This is a genomic window from Magnetospirillum sp. 15-1 (assembly GCF_900184795.1).
In the GTDB taxonomy this organism is placed as follows: domain Bacteria; phylum Pseudomonadota; class Alphaproteobacteria; order Rhodospirillales; family Magnetospirillaceae; genus Phaeospirillum.
The window spans coordinates 220159-234783 of record NZ_FXXN01000025.1 but is presented as its reverse complement, the minus strand read 5'-3'; the positions used below and the strand labels follow the sequence as shown (position 1 = coordinate 234783).

At 68.0% G+C, this 14625-nt stretch carries 12 protein-coding genes and 1 pseudogene; 9 read left to right on the top strand and 4 right to left on the bottom strand.

The window, feature by feature from the left end:
- Positions 1 to 260 precede the first annotated feature (260 nt).
- The 6 genes and pseudogenes from CP958_RS14000 to CP958_RS13975 all read left to right on the top strand — a co-directional run bounded on the left by CP958_RS14000 (position 261) and on the right by CP958_RS13975 (position 8087).
- On the top strand, positions 261 to 599 hold the full coding sequence (locus CP958_RS14000; RefSeq protein WP_008621271.1) for a P-II family nitrogen regulator: 339 nt from the start codon (positions 261 to 263) through the stop codon (positions 597 to 599).
- A gap of 341 nt (positions 600 to 940) precedes the next feature.
- The gene (locus CP958_RS13995) at positions 941 to 2293 is read left to right on the top strand and encodes an ammonium transporter (protein ID WP_096702543.1); all 1353 of its coding nucleotides are present in this window, start codon (positions 941 to 943) and stop codon (positions 2291 to 2293) included.
- A 376-nt stretch (positions 2294 to 2669) separates the two neighbouring features.
- On the top strand, positions 2670 to 3869 hold the full coding sequence (locus tag CP958_RS13990) for an aminotransferase class I/II-fold pyridoxal phosphate-dependent enzyme (RefSeq protein ID WP_096700032.1): 1200 nt from the start codon (positions 2670 to 2672) through the stop codon (positions 3867 to 3869).
- 8 nt (positions 3870 to 3877) lie between these two features.
- Positions 3878 to 6309, top strand: a pseudogene (locus CP958_RS13985) (DNA translocase FtsK 4TM domain-containing protein).
- A 91-nt stretch (positions 6310 to 6400) separates the two neighbouring features.
- Entirely contained in the window at positions 6401 to 7051 is a 651-nt protein-coding gene (locus tag CP958_RS13980; RefSeq protein ID WP_242442649.1) for an outer membrane lipoprotein carrier protein LolA, read from the top strand.
- Positions 7052 to 7295: 244 nt separating this feature from the next.
- Complete coding sequence (locus CP958_RS13975; RefSeq protein ID WP_096700031.1) at positions 7296 to 8087, top strand: exodeoxyribonuclease III; 792 nt, start codon at positions 7296 to 7298, stop codon at positions 8085 to 8087.
- A 160-nt stretch (positions 8088 to 8247) separates the two neighbouring features.
- Here the strand turns inward: CP958_RS13975 and CP958_RS13970 are convergent, their stop codons facing one another.
- Complete coding sequence (locus tag CP958_RS13970) at positions 8248 to 8880, bottom strand: response regulator transcription factor (protein ID WP_096702542.1); 633 nt, start codon at positions 8878 to 8880, stop codon at positions 8248 to 8250.
- A gap of 167 nt (positions 8881 to 9047) precedes the next feature.
- Here CP958_RS13970 and ribA point away from each other — a divergent pair, with 167 nt between their 5' ends.
- Positions 9048 to 10160 carry a GTP cyclohydrolase II gene (gene ribA, locus CP958_RS13965; protein WP_096702541.1) on the top strand — a complete coding sequence of 371 codons (1113 nt, stop codon included), beginning with the start codon at positions 9048 to 9050 and terminating at the stop codon, positions 10158 to 10160.
- 151 nt (positions 10161 to 10311) lie between these two features.
- Complete coding sequence (locus CP958_RS13960; RefSeq protein WP_096700030.1) at positions 10312 to 11397, top strand: hypothetical protein; 1086 nt, start codon at positions 10312 to 10314, stop codon at positions 11395 to 11397.
- A 3-nt stretch (positions 11398 to 11400) separates the two neighbouring features.
- On the opposite strand, the gene CP958_RS13955 is transcribed toward CP958_RS13960, so the two are convergent.
- Positions 11401 to 12009, bottom strand: a complete 609-nt coding sequence (locus tag CP958_RS13955) for a YggS family pyridoxal phosphate-dependent enzyme (protein ID WP_242442923.1) — start codon at positions 12007 to 12009, stop codon at positions 11401 to 11403.
- Between the two features lie 70 nt (positions 12010 to 12079).
- Here CP958_RS13955 and CP958_RS13950 point away from each other — a divergent pair, with 70 nt between their 5' ends.
- On the top strand, positions 12080 to 12673 hold the full coding sequence (locus CP958_RS13950; protein WP_096702539.1) for a thiamine phosphate synthase: 594 nt from the start codon (positions 12080 to 12082) through the stop codon (positions 12671 to 12673).
- Here the strand turns inward: CP958_RS13950 and CP958_RS27025 are convergent.
- Both CP958_RS27025 and CP958_RS13940 read right to left on the bottom strand, forming a co-directional pair.
- Positions 12660 to 12947, bottom strand: coding sequence for a hypothetical protein (locus CP958_RS27025; protein ID WP_242442896.1), 288 nt, complete (start codon positions 12945 to 12947; stop codon positions 12660 to 12662). The genes CP958_RS13950 and CP958_RS27025 overlap by 14 nt on opposite strands.
- Positions 12944 to 14569 (bottom strand): tetratricopeptide repeat-containing glycosyltransferase family protein, encoded by a 1626-nt coding sequence (locus tag CP958_RS13940; protein WP_242442895.1) that lies wholly within the window; start codon positions 14567 to 14569, stop codon positions 12944 to 12946. The genes CP958_RS27025 and CP958_RS13940 overlap by 4 nt, the downstream gene beginning before the upstream one ends.
- Positions 14570 to 14625: the final 56 nt, after the last annotated feature.

The window sequence follows — 14625 nt, the reverse complement described above, 5'->3', positions numbered from 1 at the left end:
GGCAAACCCACCCTGAAAGCGCCCAAGATTCAGGCGGCATGTTGATGGCGGCCCGGCTCAACACCTTGGCAAAGCGATATTTTTCATCATTTTCATGGGAAGGCCCAATTTCGGCATGCCGCTTGAATGGGAAAGGGCAGCGGAACATTCGCAAGAAGGCTTGCGACCGATCAACCGTGATCCGTTTTCTCGGCCCGCCAGGTCATCGGCGGACTCCGCACCGGGATGACGGATCCCTGGAATTGCATGGGGACCCCAAGATGAAGCTGATCATGGCCATCATCAAGCCCTTCAAGCTCGACGAGGTTCGCGAGGCCCTGACGCCCCTGGGCGTCCAGGGTTTGACCGTGAGCGAAGTCAAGGGCTTCGGCCGCCAGAAGGGACAAACCGAAATCTACCGTGGTGCCGAATACGTGGTGAACTTCCTGCCCAAGGTGAAGATCGAGGTCGCCGTCAACGACGATCTGGTCGACCGCGTGGTGGAAGCCATCCAAACCGCCGCCCGCACCGGCAAGATCGGTGACGGCAAGGTGTTCGTCACCGAGATCCAGCAGGCCTATCGCATCCGTACCGGCGAAAGCAACGCGGAAGCGCTCTGATTCGTTCAGCAGGCGGTGCAAGCCCTCAAGCCCGGAAGGCCCAATCCTTCCGGGCTTTTGCTTTGCCCAATCGCCGGCTTGTTCCGTCGCCATTGAAGCATTCGCCGCACAATATTAGCTCAGCACAAAATTTGACCACCACCCGATTTACCTGCCCAAAACTTCATCATTAATGGGGTTATCCCTGGGCCGGCAACGACAGGTCTCTGACAGAATCGCCTAATTCCGGCCTTTTCCGGCACTTGGCACGGTTCTTGTTACTGGAGAGCCAGCCGATCGTGCCGAGGATCATCGCAAGGCCGATCACAACGTTCATTCGCTGAGCCGCTTCGGGGGTAACCATGAGCAATCGTTTGAAGTCCGTTCTGTTAGGCGTAGGCCCCGCGCTCGGCCTCGCGCTTCTCGCCTCGGTCGCGGGCGCCGAGGAGGCCGCCGCTCCGGCCGCTGCCGCCGCTCCGGTGGTGCTTGATACCGGGTCGACCGCCTGGATGCTCACCTCCACCGCCCTGGTGCTGATGATGACCATTCCCGGCCTGGCGCTGTTCTACGCCGGCATGGTTCGCAAGAAGAACCTGCTGGGCACCATGATGCAGAGCTTCGCCATTACCTGCGTCGTCACCCTGCTATGGGTGATCGTCGGCTACTCCCTGGCCTTCACCGGCGAGAGCCCGTTCATCGGCGGCCTGGACCGCTTCCTGCTGACCGGCCTGGAAAAGGCTTCCCTGGCTCTGCCGAACCCGGTTCCCGAATCGGTGTTCATGATGTTCCAGATGACCTTCGCCATCATCACCCCGGCCCTGATCACCGGCGCCTTCGCCGACCGCATGAAGTTCTCCTCCATGCTGGTGTTCATGAGCCTGTGGCTGCTGGTCGTCTACGCTCCCATCTGCCACTGGGTGTGGATGATGGACGAGAAGGGCACCGCCGTCGGCTTCCTCGGCAAGATGGGCGTGCTGGACTTCGCCGGCGGCACCGTGGTGCACATCAACGCGGGCATCGCCGGTCTGGTCGCCTGCCTGATCATGGGGCCGCGCAAGGGCTACGGTACCGACAACATGGCTCCCCATAACCTCAGCCTGTCGATCATCGGCGCCGCGCTGCTGTGGGTGGGCTGGTTCGGCTTCAACGCCGGCTCCGCCGTGGCCGCCGACGGCCGTGCCGGCATGGCCATGGCCTTCGTGACCCAGGTGGGTGCCGCCGCCGCCGCCGTCTCGTGGATGCTCGCCGAGTGGCTGCTGCGCAAGAAGCCCTCCGCTCTGGGCATCATCTCGGGCGCCGTGGCCGGTCTGGTCGCCATCACCCCCGCCGCCGGCTTCGTGGACGTCAAGGGCGCCCTGGTCATCGGCCTGATCGCCGGCGTGGTCTGCTACTGGGGCGCCACCGGCCTCAAGCATGCCCTCAAGTACGACGACTCGCTGGACGCCTTCGGCGTGCACGGCATCGGCGGCATCACCGGCGCCATCCTGACCGGCGTGTTCGCGGTCGAGGGTATCGGCGGCACCGCCGGCCTGCTGGAAGGCAATGGCGGTCAGGTGCTGACCCAGGTCTACGGCGTGCTAATCACCGGCGTCTATACCGCCGTGGTGTCGTTCATCCTGCTCAAGGCCATCGACATGGTCATGGGCCTGCGCGTCACCGCCGAGGAAGAGCGGGAAGGCCTCGACCTCGCCCTGCACGGCGAAACGGTCCACTGATCCTCGAGCCTCCCCGTCGCCGCGGGAGAGAGGTCGAGGAGGGCGCCGGGGCAACCCGGCGCCCTTTTCTTTTATATGTCCCTCAATCGCCGGGCGGGTTCCTCCGAAACCCTTGGCTCCCGCGCCATAAGGCGCGCGGCCCCTTGGGCCTAGCCGGCCGGTGGGCCGGCGGGTTCACGTTCCTCAATCGCCGGGCGGGTTTCTCCGAAACCCTCGGCTCCCGCGCCATAAGGCGCGCGGCCCCTTGGGCCTGGCCGGCCGGTGGGCCGGCGGAAGGGCGCCGGGCGGCATCGTTAAACTTCCCCCTGGGGCCGGAGCGGGGAATAGGGTAATACTCCAATGTTCTGCCAACGTTTGCCTCGGCCCGCGGAAAAACATGACCATCGCTCCCCATCTCGACGCTCGTCTCGACGGCCTGCCCGATTATCCCTTCGCCCGGCTGGCCAAGCTGCTGGGGGCGCCGGCCCGGCCCGATTCCATCGTCATGTCCATCGGCGAGCCCCAGCACAAGGCGCCGTCCCTGGTGGCCGAGGTCCTGGCGGCCAATGCCGGGCTGTGGGGCAAGTATCCGCCCGCCAACGGTCCCGATGATCTGCGCCGCGCCGTGGCCGACTGGGCCGGCCGGCGTTATGGCCTGCCCGCCGGACTGGTCGATCCCGACAAGGCGATCCTGCCGGTGGCCGGTACCCGCGAGGCGCTGTACCTGATCGCCCAGACGGTCTGCGGCGATCGCGGCGGCCAGCGGCCGCTGGTGCTGCTGCCCAATCCGTTCTATCAGGTCTATGCTGGCGCGGCGGTGATGGCCGGGGCCGAGCCGGTCTTCGTGCCCGGCGCCACCGGTCCGGCCAGCCAGCCCGATTTTTCCACCCTGCCGGCCGAGATTCTCGATCGGACGGCCCTGGCCTATGTCTGCTCTCCCGCCAATCCGCAAGGATCGGTGGCCGATGCCGGCCTGTTGGAACGTCAGGTCCAGACGGCCCGCCGCCACGGCTTCGTCCTGGCCGTGGACGAATGCTATTCCGAGATCTGGGACAAGGCGCCGCCTCCCGGCGCGTTGGCGGCCTGCGCCGCCTCGGGCGAGGGATTGGCCAACATCCTGGTGTTCAATTCGCTATCGAAACGGTCCAGTGTGCCGGGTCTGCGCTCCGGCGTGGTGATCGGCGACGAGCGGGTGATCCATGCCTTTGCCCGTCTGCGCTCCTATGGCGGCGCCGCCACGCCGCTGCCCATCGCCGCCGTCGCCGCCGCCCTGTGGCGCGACGAGGCGCATGTGACCGAGAGCAACAATCTCTATCGCGCCAAGCTGGACGCGGCCGAACGGATTCTTGGCGGCCGCCTGGGCTTCACCCGGCCGGCCGGCGGCTTTTTCCTGTGGCTGGACGTGGGCGACGGCGAGGTGGCGGCGGTCAAGCTGTGGCGCGAGGGCAATATCCGGGTGCTGCCCGGAACCTATCTCGCCGCCGAGGATTCCGAGGAGGGCAATCCCGGAAGCCGCTTCATCCGCGTCGCCCTGGTCCACGATCTGGCCACCACCGAGGCGGCGCTGACCCGCCTGGGCGAGATCCTGGGAGGATAGGAGGGATCATGGCGGCTCCATCGCGCAAGACCATGCCCTCCGGCGGGTTCCTGCCGCGCGGAACCGTGGACTTCCTGCGTCGCCGCCTGACCCAGGTGGGCGGGCTGCTCATGCTGGCCCTCGGCGGGGCGGGCCTTGCCGCCCTGGTCACCGCCGACCCCCACGATCCCAGCTTCAACACCGCCGCCAGCGGCCCGGTGATCAACGCGCTCGGCCGTCCCGGCGCCTGGTTCGCCGACTTCTTGTTCCAGGCGGTGGGCTGGGGCGGCGCCGTCCTGGCGCTGACCTGGGTGGTGTGGGGCCTGCTGGTCGTGGTGCGAGTGCGGCTGCCCGGCCGCTGGATGCTGCGCCTGATGATCCTGCCGCTCACCATGGTGCTGTGGGGGCTGGCCCTGGCGGCGCTGCCGCTGCCCGACATGGCATCACTGCCCGCCGGTCCCGGCGGCGCCCTGGGTCTGTTGCTGGTCAAGGGACTTGGCCTGCTGCTGCCGCCGGAATTCGCCTGGATCGCCGGCCCCGCCGCCGCCTTGGTCGGGCTGGCGGCGTCGGTGTTCGTGCTGGGCCTGACCGGGGCCGAGTGGGCCGGGCTGGGGCGGCGTTCCCTGGACATGGCCAACGCGGCCAGTCAGGCGGCTTCCTCCTTGCGCACTCATCCCTTCGCCGAGCCCGAGCCGGGCATCCGCCGGGTCGATCCGGTGCTGCGTCCGGTTCCGGCGCGGGCCGAGCCGGTCGCCACGCCGTTGCCGCCCGATGACGAGGACGACGACGATCCCTTCGTGCCGCCGCCCCTTGAGGATACCGCCGATGAGCCGGCGCGGCCGGCCGGCTCCCTGGTCCAGCCCAAGCGCCCGCCGGTGACGCCGGGCAAGCGCGAGCGTGCCGCCCGCCAGGGGACTCTCGACCTGGGGGCCCCGCCGCCCGGTTCGGGCTACCAATTGCCGCCGCTGACCCTGCTGGCCCCGGCGCCCGATCAGGGCACCACCCGCGTCAATCAGGACGGTCTGGCCCAGAACGCCCGGATGCTGGAAGAGGTGCTGTCGGATTTCGGCGTCAACGGCAAGGTGGTGAAGGTTCGTCCCGGCCCGGTGGTGACGCTGTACGAACTGGAGCCGGCGCCGGGCACCAAGACCAGCCGGGTGATCGGTCTGGCCGACGACATCGCCCGCTCCATGAGCGCGCTCTCGGTGCGCATCGCCACCGTGCCGGGGCGCAGCGTGATCGGCATCGAGCTGCCCAACCAGAAGCGCGAAACCGTCTATCTGCGCGAATTGCTGGCCGCCGAGCAGTTCGAGAAGGCCTCGGCCAAGCTGACCCTGGTGCTGGGCAAGGATATCGGCGGCGCGCCGGTGATGGTCGACCTCGCCCGCATGCCACACCTGCTGATCGCCGGCACCACCGGCTCGGGCAAGTCGGTGGCCATCAACACCATGATCCTGTCGCTGCTCTACCGCCTGACCCCGGAAGAGTGCCGCATCATCATGATCGACCCCAAGATGCTGGAATTGTCGGTCTATGACGGCATCCCCCATCTGCTGGCCCCGGTGGTCACCGAGCCGGGCAAGGCGGTGGTGGCGCTGAAATGGGCGGTGCGCGAGATGGAAGACCGCTACCGCGCCATGAGCCAGCTCGGCGTGCGCAACATCGCCGGCTACAACCACCGCCTGGCCGAGGCCCGCGACCGGGGCGAGGTGCTGACCCGCACGGTGCAGACCGGCTTCGACCCCGACACCGGCAAGCCGCTCTACGAGGAGCAGACCCTGGCGCTGGAGCCGCTGCCCTTCATCGTGGTGATCGTCGACGAGATGGCCGACCTGATGCTGGTGGCCGGCAAGGACATCGAGGCCGCCGTGCAGCGTCTGGCCCAGATGGCCCGCGCCGCCGGCATCCATATCCTGATGGCCACCCAGCGCCCCTCGGTGGACGTCATCACCGGCACCATCAAGGCCAATTTCCCCACCCGTATTTCCTTCCAGGTGACCAGCAAGATCGACAGCCGCACCATCCTGGGCGAGCAGGGCGCCGAGCAGTTGCTGGGCCAGGGCGACATGCTGTACATGGCGTCGGGTGGGCGCGTCACCCGCGTGCACGGCCCCTTCGTCTCCGACGACGAGGTGGAGAAGGTGGTGGACCATCTGCGCTCCCAGGGCGAGCCGTCCTATGTGGAGGCGGTCACCGAGGAGGAGCAGGGCGAGTTCGGCCTGGGCGGCGGCGAGAGCGGCGCGGTTATGGCGGCGGTTCGGGCGACGACCTCTACGATCAGGCGGTGGCCCTGGTCTGCCGCGAGAACAAGGCCTCCACCTCCTTCGTGCAGCGTCACCTGCAGATCGGCTATAACCGCGCCGCCCGCCTGATCGAGCGCATGGAAGCCGAAGGCGTGGTGGGCAAGCCCAACCATGTGGGCAAGCGCGAGGTCCTGGCCCGTACCGGGGTCGAGTATTGAGGAAGGGTGCCGGGTGGGAGGACCATATTTCTTCCATAATCCTGGTGTCTTGCTGTCCTGGCGGTTCACACGGCGAATGGAACGGATGGTGATGAAGAGTTTGAAGATTTGGGTCGTCGCGGCCCTGCTCGGCGTGTTCTCGGCAGGCGTCCAGGCCGCCCAGCCGGCGCGCACGCCCTTGTCGGCCCAGGACAGGGCCGACATCGCCCGCGCCGAGGAGTACCTCAACGGCGTCACCACCCTGAAGGCCCGCTTTCTCCAGGTCTCGCCCAACGGCTCGTCCGTCGAGGGCGACGCCTATCTGTCGCGGCCGGGTAAGCTGCGGCTGCAATACGATCCGCCCAGCCCGCTGCTGGTGGTGGCCGACGGCAGCTTCCTGATCGTCCATGACAGCCAGTTGGGCGAGCCCAGCTATATTCCCCTGGGCTCCACCCCGGCCGGCATCCTGGTGCGGCCCGGCGTCAAGCTGGACGGCGGCGACGTGACGGTGACGCGGGTGACCCGCCTGCCCGGCGTGGTGCGCATCTCGGTGGTGGAAGCCGACGATCCGGCGGCCGGCGAGATCACCCTGGTGTTCTCCGACAAACCCTTCGCCCTGCGGCAGTGGCAGGTCAAGGACGCTCAGCATCAGGTGACCACCGTGTCGCTGTACCAGGCCCAGAGCGGCCTGACCCTCGACGGCAAGCTGTTCGAGTTCAAGAATCCCAAGTTCACCGCACCCGCCCTCAACACCGGCAACTAAGCCATGCCTAGAATGCATAGCGGCCATGCGCTGAATGCGCCTGTGAAGACAAAAACGGCACCCCAAATTCCAAGGAGCACGGCCGAGACTGCAATGGTCCGGCCCTGCGGGGTTGGTTTCCCCTGCCACCCCGCGCTCCACACGGAGCAATAGGGCGCCCGGTTACCCCCCTGACCGGGCGCCCTTTTCGTGTATTCTCCGCGCCTTCGCCAGATCATCCCGGCCATGAGGGAATCCCCGACCCGTGCGTCTCGTCACCTGGAACATCAACTCGATCCGCCTACGTATCGACCTGCTGCGGCAGGTGGCGTCGGTGATGAACCCCGACATCGTCTGTCTGCAGGAGATCAAGGTCGACGACCCGCTGTTCCCCCTGGACGAATGCCGGGAGATGGGGTTCGAGCACGTGGCCTTTCACGGCATGAAGGGCTACAACGGCGTCGCCATCCTGTCGCGACTGCCCATGGCCGAAATCCGGCCGCTGTCGCGCTGCGGCCGCGACGACCGCCGCCACCTGATGGCGCGCCTCGAGAACGGGGTGGAGGTGCATTGCCTTTACATCCCGGCGGGCGGCGACGAGCCCGACCCCGAGATCAACGACAAGTTCGCCCATAAACTGGATTTCGTGCGCGAGATCACCGCCTGGGCCGCCGCCGAGATCAAGCCTGATTCCAAGGCCATCCTGGCCGGTGACTTCAATATCGCGCCCCTGGAAACCGATGTGTGGTCCCACAAGCAGCTTCTCAAGGTGGTCAGTCACACCCCGGTCGAGGTGGAACTGCTCAATGCCTTCCAGGCCTCGGTGCCTTTCGTCGACGCGGTGCGCCATTTCGTGCCGCCCGAGGAAAAGCTGTTCACCTGGTGGAGCTACCGTTCCCCCGACTGGCAGCGGAATGACCGTGGCCGCCGTCTCGATCACGTCTGGGTGACGCCCGCCCTGGCTCCCGCCTTGCGCGGCACCCTGGTGGCGCGCGAGGCCCGCTCGTGGACCCAGCCCTCGGACCACGTGCCGGTGATGGTGGATTTCGACCTGTAGGCGGGGGAGAGCGCGGCCTTCGATGGTTCATCGACACGGATGCCACGGATGCCGCTGCGCGGCCGCGGATAAAAAATCCTCTATGATTATTTCATAGTCATCCGCGAGCGGTGCGCAGCACCGCATCCGTGTCCATGTGTGTCTTATGACACCGTCGGAATCAGGTGGGGTCTGATGACAGCCGGTACCCGCCGTTTTCGCTGACCAGCACACCCCCGCCCAGCTTGCGGCGCAGCTTGTAGATATGGGTCTCCAGGGTGTGGGTATCGATGCCGGCGCCGTAGCCCCAGACCTCGCCCAGCAGGGTCTCGCGGGCCACTACCTGCCCGGCGGCGCGGTGGAGGCGCCCCAGGATGGCGGTTTCCTTGGCGGTAAGGCGCACCAGCGCCCCGCCGTCGCCGTCCAGGACCGAGCGGCCCTCGTCGAAGCGCCAGCGGCCGACGCTGACGTTGGACCGGCGGGCGAGAATGTCGCGGATGCGGGTGACCAGGAGGGGCAGGCGGAGCGGCTTGGACACCACGGCTTCGATGCCGCAGCAGCGGGGCGTGCCGGCCGGCCCCAGCAGCAGCATGGGCAGGACGATGCCGTCCTCGCGCAGCCGCAGGCACAGGGCGGGACCGTCCAGGGCTTCATCCACCACCGCCAGATCGTGATCCCGGGCTCGACCCAGGGCTTCGGCGGCGTCGGTGGCCTCGGTCACCGACCATCCGGCGGTGGCGCGCAGATGCTCGGCGACGCTGCGGCGCAACGGGACGTCGGCGATGGCCAGAAGGATGCGGGGTACAGGGATCATGTTCGGCCTTTCGGACTGTAACCCTATATCACACGGCTTTGTGGTCTGGCGATGGCGCGCGAGTGGCGGGAGTGGGGCGGGGACGGGTTCGGACTCATCGGCTTTTCCTTTTTCCCGCCGGGGAAAAGGCTGTATGGTTCCGGCCGGCCGAAAAACGAAGCCTGTCCATGACCCGAAGCCTCGATACCACTCCCAAGCCGGAAACGGCGGCTCTTCCCTCGCTGATCGTTGTCGATCGCGCCATCGCCGAGCTGCGCCGCGGCGGGCTGGTGCTGGTCGAGCATGCCGACGGGTCGGCGCTGATGATGGCGGCCGAAGCGGTATCGGATGAAAGTCTGGTTCTGCTGGCGACGGCGGCCGGTTCCGATCCTCTGCTGGCCCTGACCGGGCGCCGGGCCGGGGTGCTGGGCCTGGGCGATACCGAGGCCGGAGTGTTCCGGGTGACCTCGGCAAACGGTTTCGATACGGCAACGATTGCCTGGCTGGCCGATCCCGGCGCCCGCTCGCTGCCCATGCCGGCCTTCTCGGGTCTGGATGCCCGTCGCGCCGGCGGCGTGGACGAGGCCTGCGTGGCGCTGGCCAAGCTGGCCCGGCTGCTGCCGGCGGTGGTTCTGGCCCCGACCGGTACCGTTCCGGCCCAGGCGGTGCGGGTGGCGGCGGCCGAGATCACCGGTTATCAGGAGAACGCCGCCCGCTCGCTGCGGCAGGTGAGCCAGGCCCGGGTGCCGCTGGAAAATGCCGAGAACGCCCGGATCGTCGCCTTCCGCCCGTCCGATGGCGGCATCGAGCATCTGGCCATCATCATCGGCGATCCCGATCCCGACCAGCCGGTGCTGACCCGGCTGCATTCCGAATGCTTCACCGGGGACCTGCTGGGCAGTTTGCGCTGTGATTGCGGCGACCAGCTGCGCGGCGCCATCGCTGAAATCGCCCAGACCGGCAGCGGCGTGCTGCTCTATCTCGCCCAGGAGGGCCGGGGTATCGGACTGGTGAACAAGCTGCGGGCCTATCAGTTGCAGGACGACGGTTTCGATACCCTGGACGCCAATCTGCAGCTGGGCTTCGACGACGACGAGCGCATCTATCTGCCGGCGGCGCAGATGCTGCGGCTGTTGGGGATCTGCCGGGTGCGGCTGCTCACCAACAATCCCATGAAGGTGGATGCCCTGGCCCGCCACGGTGTCGAGGTGACCGAGCGGGTGCCGCACGTGTTCCCCTCCAACGACCATAACCAGGGTTATCTGCGGACCAAGGCGACGCGTAGCGGCCACCTGTTCTAGGCTGCCGGGGCTCCCGGCAGGATTTGCCGCACGCTTTCTGCCCCATGGCGGCTCTTGCCGGGGCGGTTTGAATAAAATCGCAGCAATTTCAACGTTATGAAACTGGCATCACGGTTGCAAGGATGGTGGCGTCCTTCATCCGAGGTGCGCTATGTCGCTATCCGCCGTGTCCTCCTACCAGATGTCGAGCCTGCCCGGCTCGCTGGTGCCGACTCTGCCCACCGAGAATGCGGTGACGGCGGCGGAAGCCACGAAGGCCGCCAATTCCTCTCCCGACGTCAAGCAGCTCAGCATGTTCGCCGAGGGCGACGATGAGCCGTCGTTCTGGGACCTTCTCGACGTCATCAATCCGCTGCAGCATATTCCCATCGTCAACGACCTGTACCGGGAGGCCACCGGTGACAAGATCGGCGTGGCCGCCCGTCTGGTGGGCGGTACCCTGTTCGGCGGACCGCTGGGCCTGATCGCCTCGGCGGCCAATTGTATCCTCGAGGAATCCACCGGCCATGATGCCGGCGGGCATGTGCTGGCCCTGTTCCGGGACGATGATCCCGCCACCGGCACCGGCACCGCGCTGGCCTCGGCCGAGGAAAAGGCGCCGGCCCCGGAGGCTCAGGCGGCCCGTCTGGAAGCCTCTTCCCAGCAGCAGAGCCAGGTCCTGGCCGCCGCCGGACCCAAATCTCCCGAAGCGAAGCCCGCCGAATCCAAGACTGCCGAGCCCAAGGCCGATGATTCCACCAAGGCCCGGCCGCTGATCATGCCCGATCTGGTGGGCGACGACGCCCAGCCCGCCGCCGCCGTCTCGGCCGCCGCCGCCTCGGCCGCCGTCGCGCCGGTTCAGGTCGCCTCGGCCTCCGAGCAGGTGGCGGCAGCCGCCAACCGGCCCATGCCATTGGGTCGCGAGCCCCGTTTCATGCCCATTCCCGGACGCACCACGCCGCTCGCCACCCAGGCGCCCCTGGCCATCGGCACCACGGTGTCCACTACCGGCCTGCGTTCCAACGCTCCGATCGTCGGTCACCGTCCCAGCGCCCAGCGCGCCACGTCGGCGGCCACGGCCCAGCAGATGGTGGCCGCCCAGGCCGAAGCCTCGGCCACGTCGGGTTCCAGCGGTTCCGGTGTTCCGGGGGGCCAGTCGGGCGACTGGTTCAGCGCCTCCATGATGCAGGCCATGGACAAGTACGAGAAAAGCTCGCGTCTCGGCGGCGGCGCGACAGGAACCGTTACCGAACAGTAACGGTCAGCCCCGATGGCCGAAAATGGCCGAGCCCACCCGCACATGGGTGGCACCCTCGGCGATGGCCGTCTCGAAATCACCGCTCATGCCCATGCTGACCATGGCAAGTCCATGGCGCGCCGCCATGGCCGCCAGCAGGTGGAAATGGGGGGCGGGGTCTTCCTCGGCGGGAGGGATACACATCAGGCCGGCCAGCGGCAGCCGGTATTGCTCACGGCAAATGGCGACCATGGCGTCCAACTGCTCCGGCTCCACACCGGCCTTTTGCGGCTCGCGGCCGGTGTTGACCTGAATCAGCACCTTGGGACGGCGGCCGCTGCGTTCCATCTCATCGGCCACCGCGCGGGCCAGCTTGGGGCGGTCGATGGTCTCGATGACGTCGAACAGGGCGACGGCGTCGCGCACCTTGTTGGTCTGCAGCGGTCCGATCAGGTGAAGCTCGAGGTCGGGGAAGTCCGCCTTCAGCTCGGGAAACTTGGTCTTGGCCTCCTGCACCCGGTTCTCGCCGAAGACCCGCTGGCCGGCGCCCAGGGCTTCCCGTACCGCCTCGGCGGGGTGGGTCTTGCTGACCGCGACAAGGGTGACGGGGCGGCCATGGGCGGCGGCCTCCATGCGGGACAGGATTGCGGCAAGGCCGGTGGCGACGGCGGACAAGGCGGGGGCTCTCCGATAGAATGCGGCCATGACCGTAGCAAACACCCGACCCGGACTCAACACGGCCCCCAGTATCCTGCTGGTCACCGACGAGATTCGTCTGCCCGATCCCCTGGAAGCCATGGGAATTCTGCCGCCGGGTGCCGGAGTGCTCCTGCGTCATTACGGAACCGATCAACGGCGGAATATGGCCAAGGCGGTGGCGGCCCTGGCCCGGCGTCGGCGTCTTGTCCTGATCGTGGCGGGGGACTGGCGGCTGGCGGCGGAACTGGGGGCCGAGGGAGTGCATTTGCCGGAAGGGCTGGCGCGTCACGGTCTGCTGGCCGGCGCCCTCGGTTGGGTACGGCGTCGCCGGCGTCTGCTGCTGATCGCCTGCCACGGCGCCATGGCTCTGGGGCGGGCCAGGAATCTCGAGGCCGATGCCGCCCTGCTGTCGCCGGTCTTTCCCACCGCCAGCCATCCCGGCGCGGCGTGTATCGGGCCGGTACGGTTTGGATTGTGGGCGCGCCGCGCCGGCTTGCCGATCATCGCCTTGGGCGGCATGAGCAAACGGCACCTGCGCCGTCTGCCTCGCGGTACGGCGGCGGGAATGGCGGCGATCGGTTCACTCAGCGGGTGCTGAGCGCCTCGGCCACGGCCGCGGCCACCGGGCGCCAGTCGCCCACCGACGGCTGGCGGAACAGCCTGGCGGTGGGATACCACGGCGAATCCGTCCGCTGATCCAGCCAGCGCCATTCGGGATAGGCCGAGGCCATCAGCCACAGCGGACAGCCCAGCGCACCGGCCAGATGGGCCGTCGAGGTATCCGACGACACCACCAGATCGCAAGCCTTCATCAGGGCGGCGGTGCCGAGGAAGGCGCCGTCGGCGTCGCAATCCTTGGGCAGCGGGGTCAAGGGAAATGGTGCCTGCCCGACCGGCTCGTCGCCGCCGTGGACGCTGAAGAAATCCACCCGGTCGGCCACGGCGCCCAGGGGCGCCAGATGGGACAACGGCACGGAACGGAAGTGATCCAGATCATAATCCGTGTTGCCCTGCCAGTTGATGGCCACCGCCAGCCGTCGGTGGGCGACTGGCGCCCGGTGGCCGCGGCCGTGGCCGAGGCGCTCAGCACCCGCTGAGTGAACGAGGCCATCAGCCACAGCGGACAGCCCAGCGCACCGGCCAGATGGGCCGTCGAGGTATCCGACGACACCACCAGATCGCAAGCCTTCATCAGGGCGGCGGTGCCGAGGAAGGCGCCGTCGGCGTCGCAATCCTTGGGCAGCGGGGTCAAGGGAAATGGTGCCTGCCCGACCGGCTCGTCGCCGCCGTGGACGCTGAAGAAATCCACCCGGTCGGCCACGGCGCCCAGGGGCGCCAGATGGGACAACGGCACGGAACGGAAGTGATCCAGATCATAATCCGTGTTGCCCTGCCAGTTGATGGCCACCGCCAGCCGTCCGGGACGGCGGATGCGGCGACGCCACTCCTCCACCGCCGCGTCGGGAGCGCGGAGATAAGGGATTCGGGCGGCGCCGAACGGCTCGGTGGGCCATAGCAGCAGGGGAAGGCTGGCGATGCCGACCTTGTGGTCATGGACGGGTTCCGGCGTTCCCATGGCGTGATAATCCAGCCGGGGATGGGCGGGAAAACACACGCGCAGCATGGCGTTCATGCGGGCCGGCAGCGACAGGATGATACGGGCGCCGCGCTCCAGCAGGGGCAGGACGAAGCGGATATACTGGAACGTATCGCCCGCGTATTGATCCTGGTCGATCAGGATGATGCGTCCATCCAGCCGGTCCGGCAGGCGGGCGAAGGGGCGATCATGCCGCGCTTCGTAATCGGCCCAGCCGACGAGGTAATCCTCCTGACGAAGGGCGGCGAAACCGCGATTGAAGCGGGCCAGTCTGTTGTTCGGAGCCAGTTCCACCGCCCGGTCGAGAGCGGCGCGGGCGGCGGCGACCTCGCCCTTGAGCAGATGGGCGTTGCCGCGATTGATCCAGGCGCCCACATGGCCGGGGGCGCCGGCCAGCGCCCGCTCGCACAGGGCCAGCGCCTCGTCGGCCTCGCCCGCCAGATGCAGGGCCGAGGCCAGGGTGGCGGCGACGTCGGGATTGTCGGGGGCAAGGCTCAAGGCCTGGCGCAATTCGCTCACCGCCTCCGGATAGCGGCGGGCGGCCTGCAGGGTCTCGGCCAGGGTCAGGCGAAAGGAAAGGTCGGTCGGCTGGGCGGCGATGGCGTGACGGATGAACTTTTCGGCCTCGTCACGTTCGGCCGCGCCGCGCACGGCCAGCAGCGCGCGGGCCAGATTGGCGTGGGCGGCGGGGTTGGCGGCATCGAGGCCGATGGCGTGGCGGATGTCCCGCGCCGCCTCGTCGGCCCGGCCCAGTTGCAGGCGGGCGCATCCCAGCAGATGCCAAAGGCGGGCATTTTCCGGCTGGGCGCGCAGCAGCGCCTCGGCGGCTTCGGCGGCTTCGGCCGGCCGGCCCTGCCGCATATGAAGCACGGCCTGTTCGAAACTGGGTACGGTCATCGTCGGCTCACAAAAGAAAAAGGGCGGCCGAAGCCGCCCTCTCCCCAACAAGATGT

Excerpts from the sequence above, each read along its gene's own strand:
- CP958_RS13995 (WP_096702543.1), top strand. The coding sequence starts at position 941 with ATGAGCAATCGTTTGAAGTCCGTTCTGTTAGGCGTAGGCCCCGCGCTC.
- ribA (WP_096702541.1), top strand. The coding sequence starts at position 9,048 with ATGACCCGAAGCCTCGATACCACTCCCAAGCCGGAAACGGCGGCTCTT.
- CP958_RS13950 (WP_096702539.1), top strand. The coding sequence starts at position 12,080 with ATGACCGTAGCAAACACCCGACCCGGACTCAACACGGCCCCCAGTATC.
- CP958_RS13940 (WP_242442895.1), bottom strand. The coding sequence starts at position 14,569 with ATGACCGTACCCAGTTTCGAACAGGCCGTGCTTCATATGCGGCAGGGC.
- CP958_RS13980 (WP_242442649.1), top strand. The coding sequence starts at position 6,401 with ATGAAGAGTTTGAAGATTTGGGTCGTCGCGGCCCTGCTCGGCGTGTTC.
- CP958_RS13955 (WP_242442923.1), bottom strand. The coding sequence starts at position 12,009 with ATGGAGGCCGCCGCCCATGGCCGCCCCGTCACCCTTGTCGCGGTCAGC.
- CP958_RS13970 (WP_096702542.1), bottom strand. The coding sequence starts at position 8,880 with ATGATCCCTGTACCCCGCATCCTTCTGGCCATCGCCGACGTCCCGTTG.
- CP958_RS13990 (WP_096700032.1), top strand. The coding sequence starts at position 2,670 with ATGACCATCGCTCCCCATCTCGACGCTCGTCTCGACGGCCTGCCCGAT.
- CP958_RS14000 (WP_008621271.1), top strand. The coding sequence starts at position 261 with ATGAAGCTGATCATGGCCATCATCAAGCCCTTCAAGCTCGACGAGGTT.
- CP958_RS13960 (WP_096700030.1), top strand. The coding sequence starts at position 10,312 with ATGTCGCTATCCGCCGTGTCCTCCTACCAGATGTCGAGCCTGCCCGGC.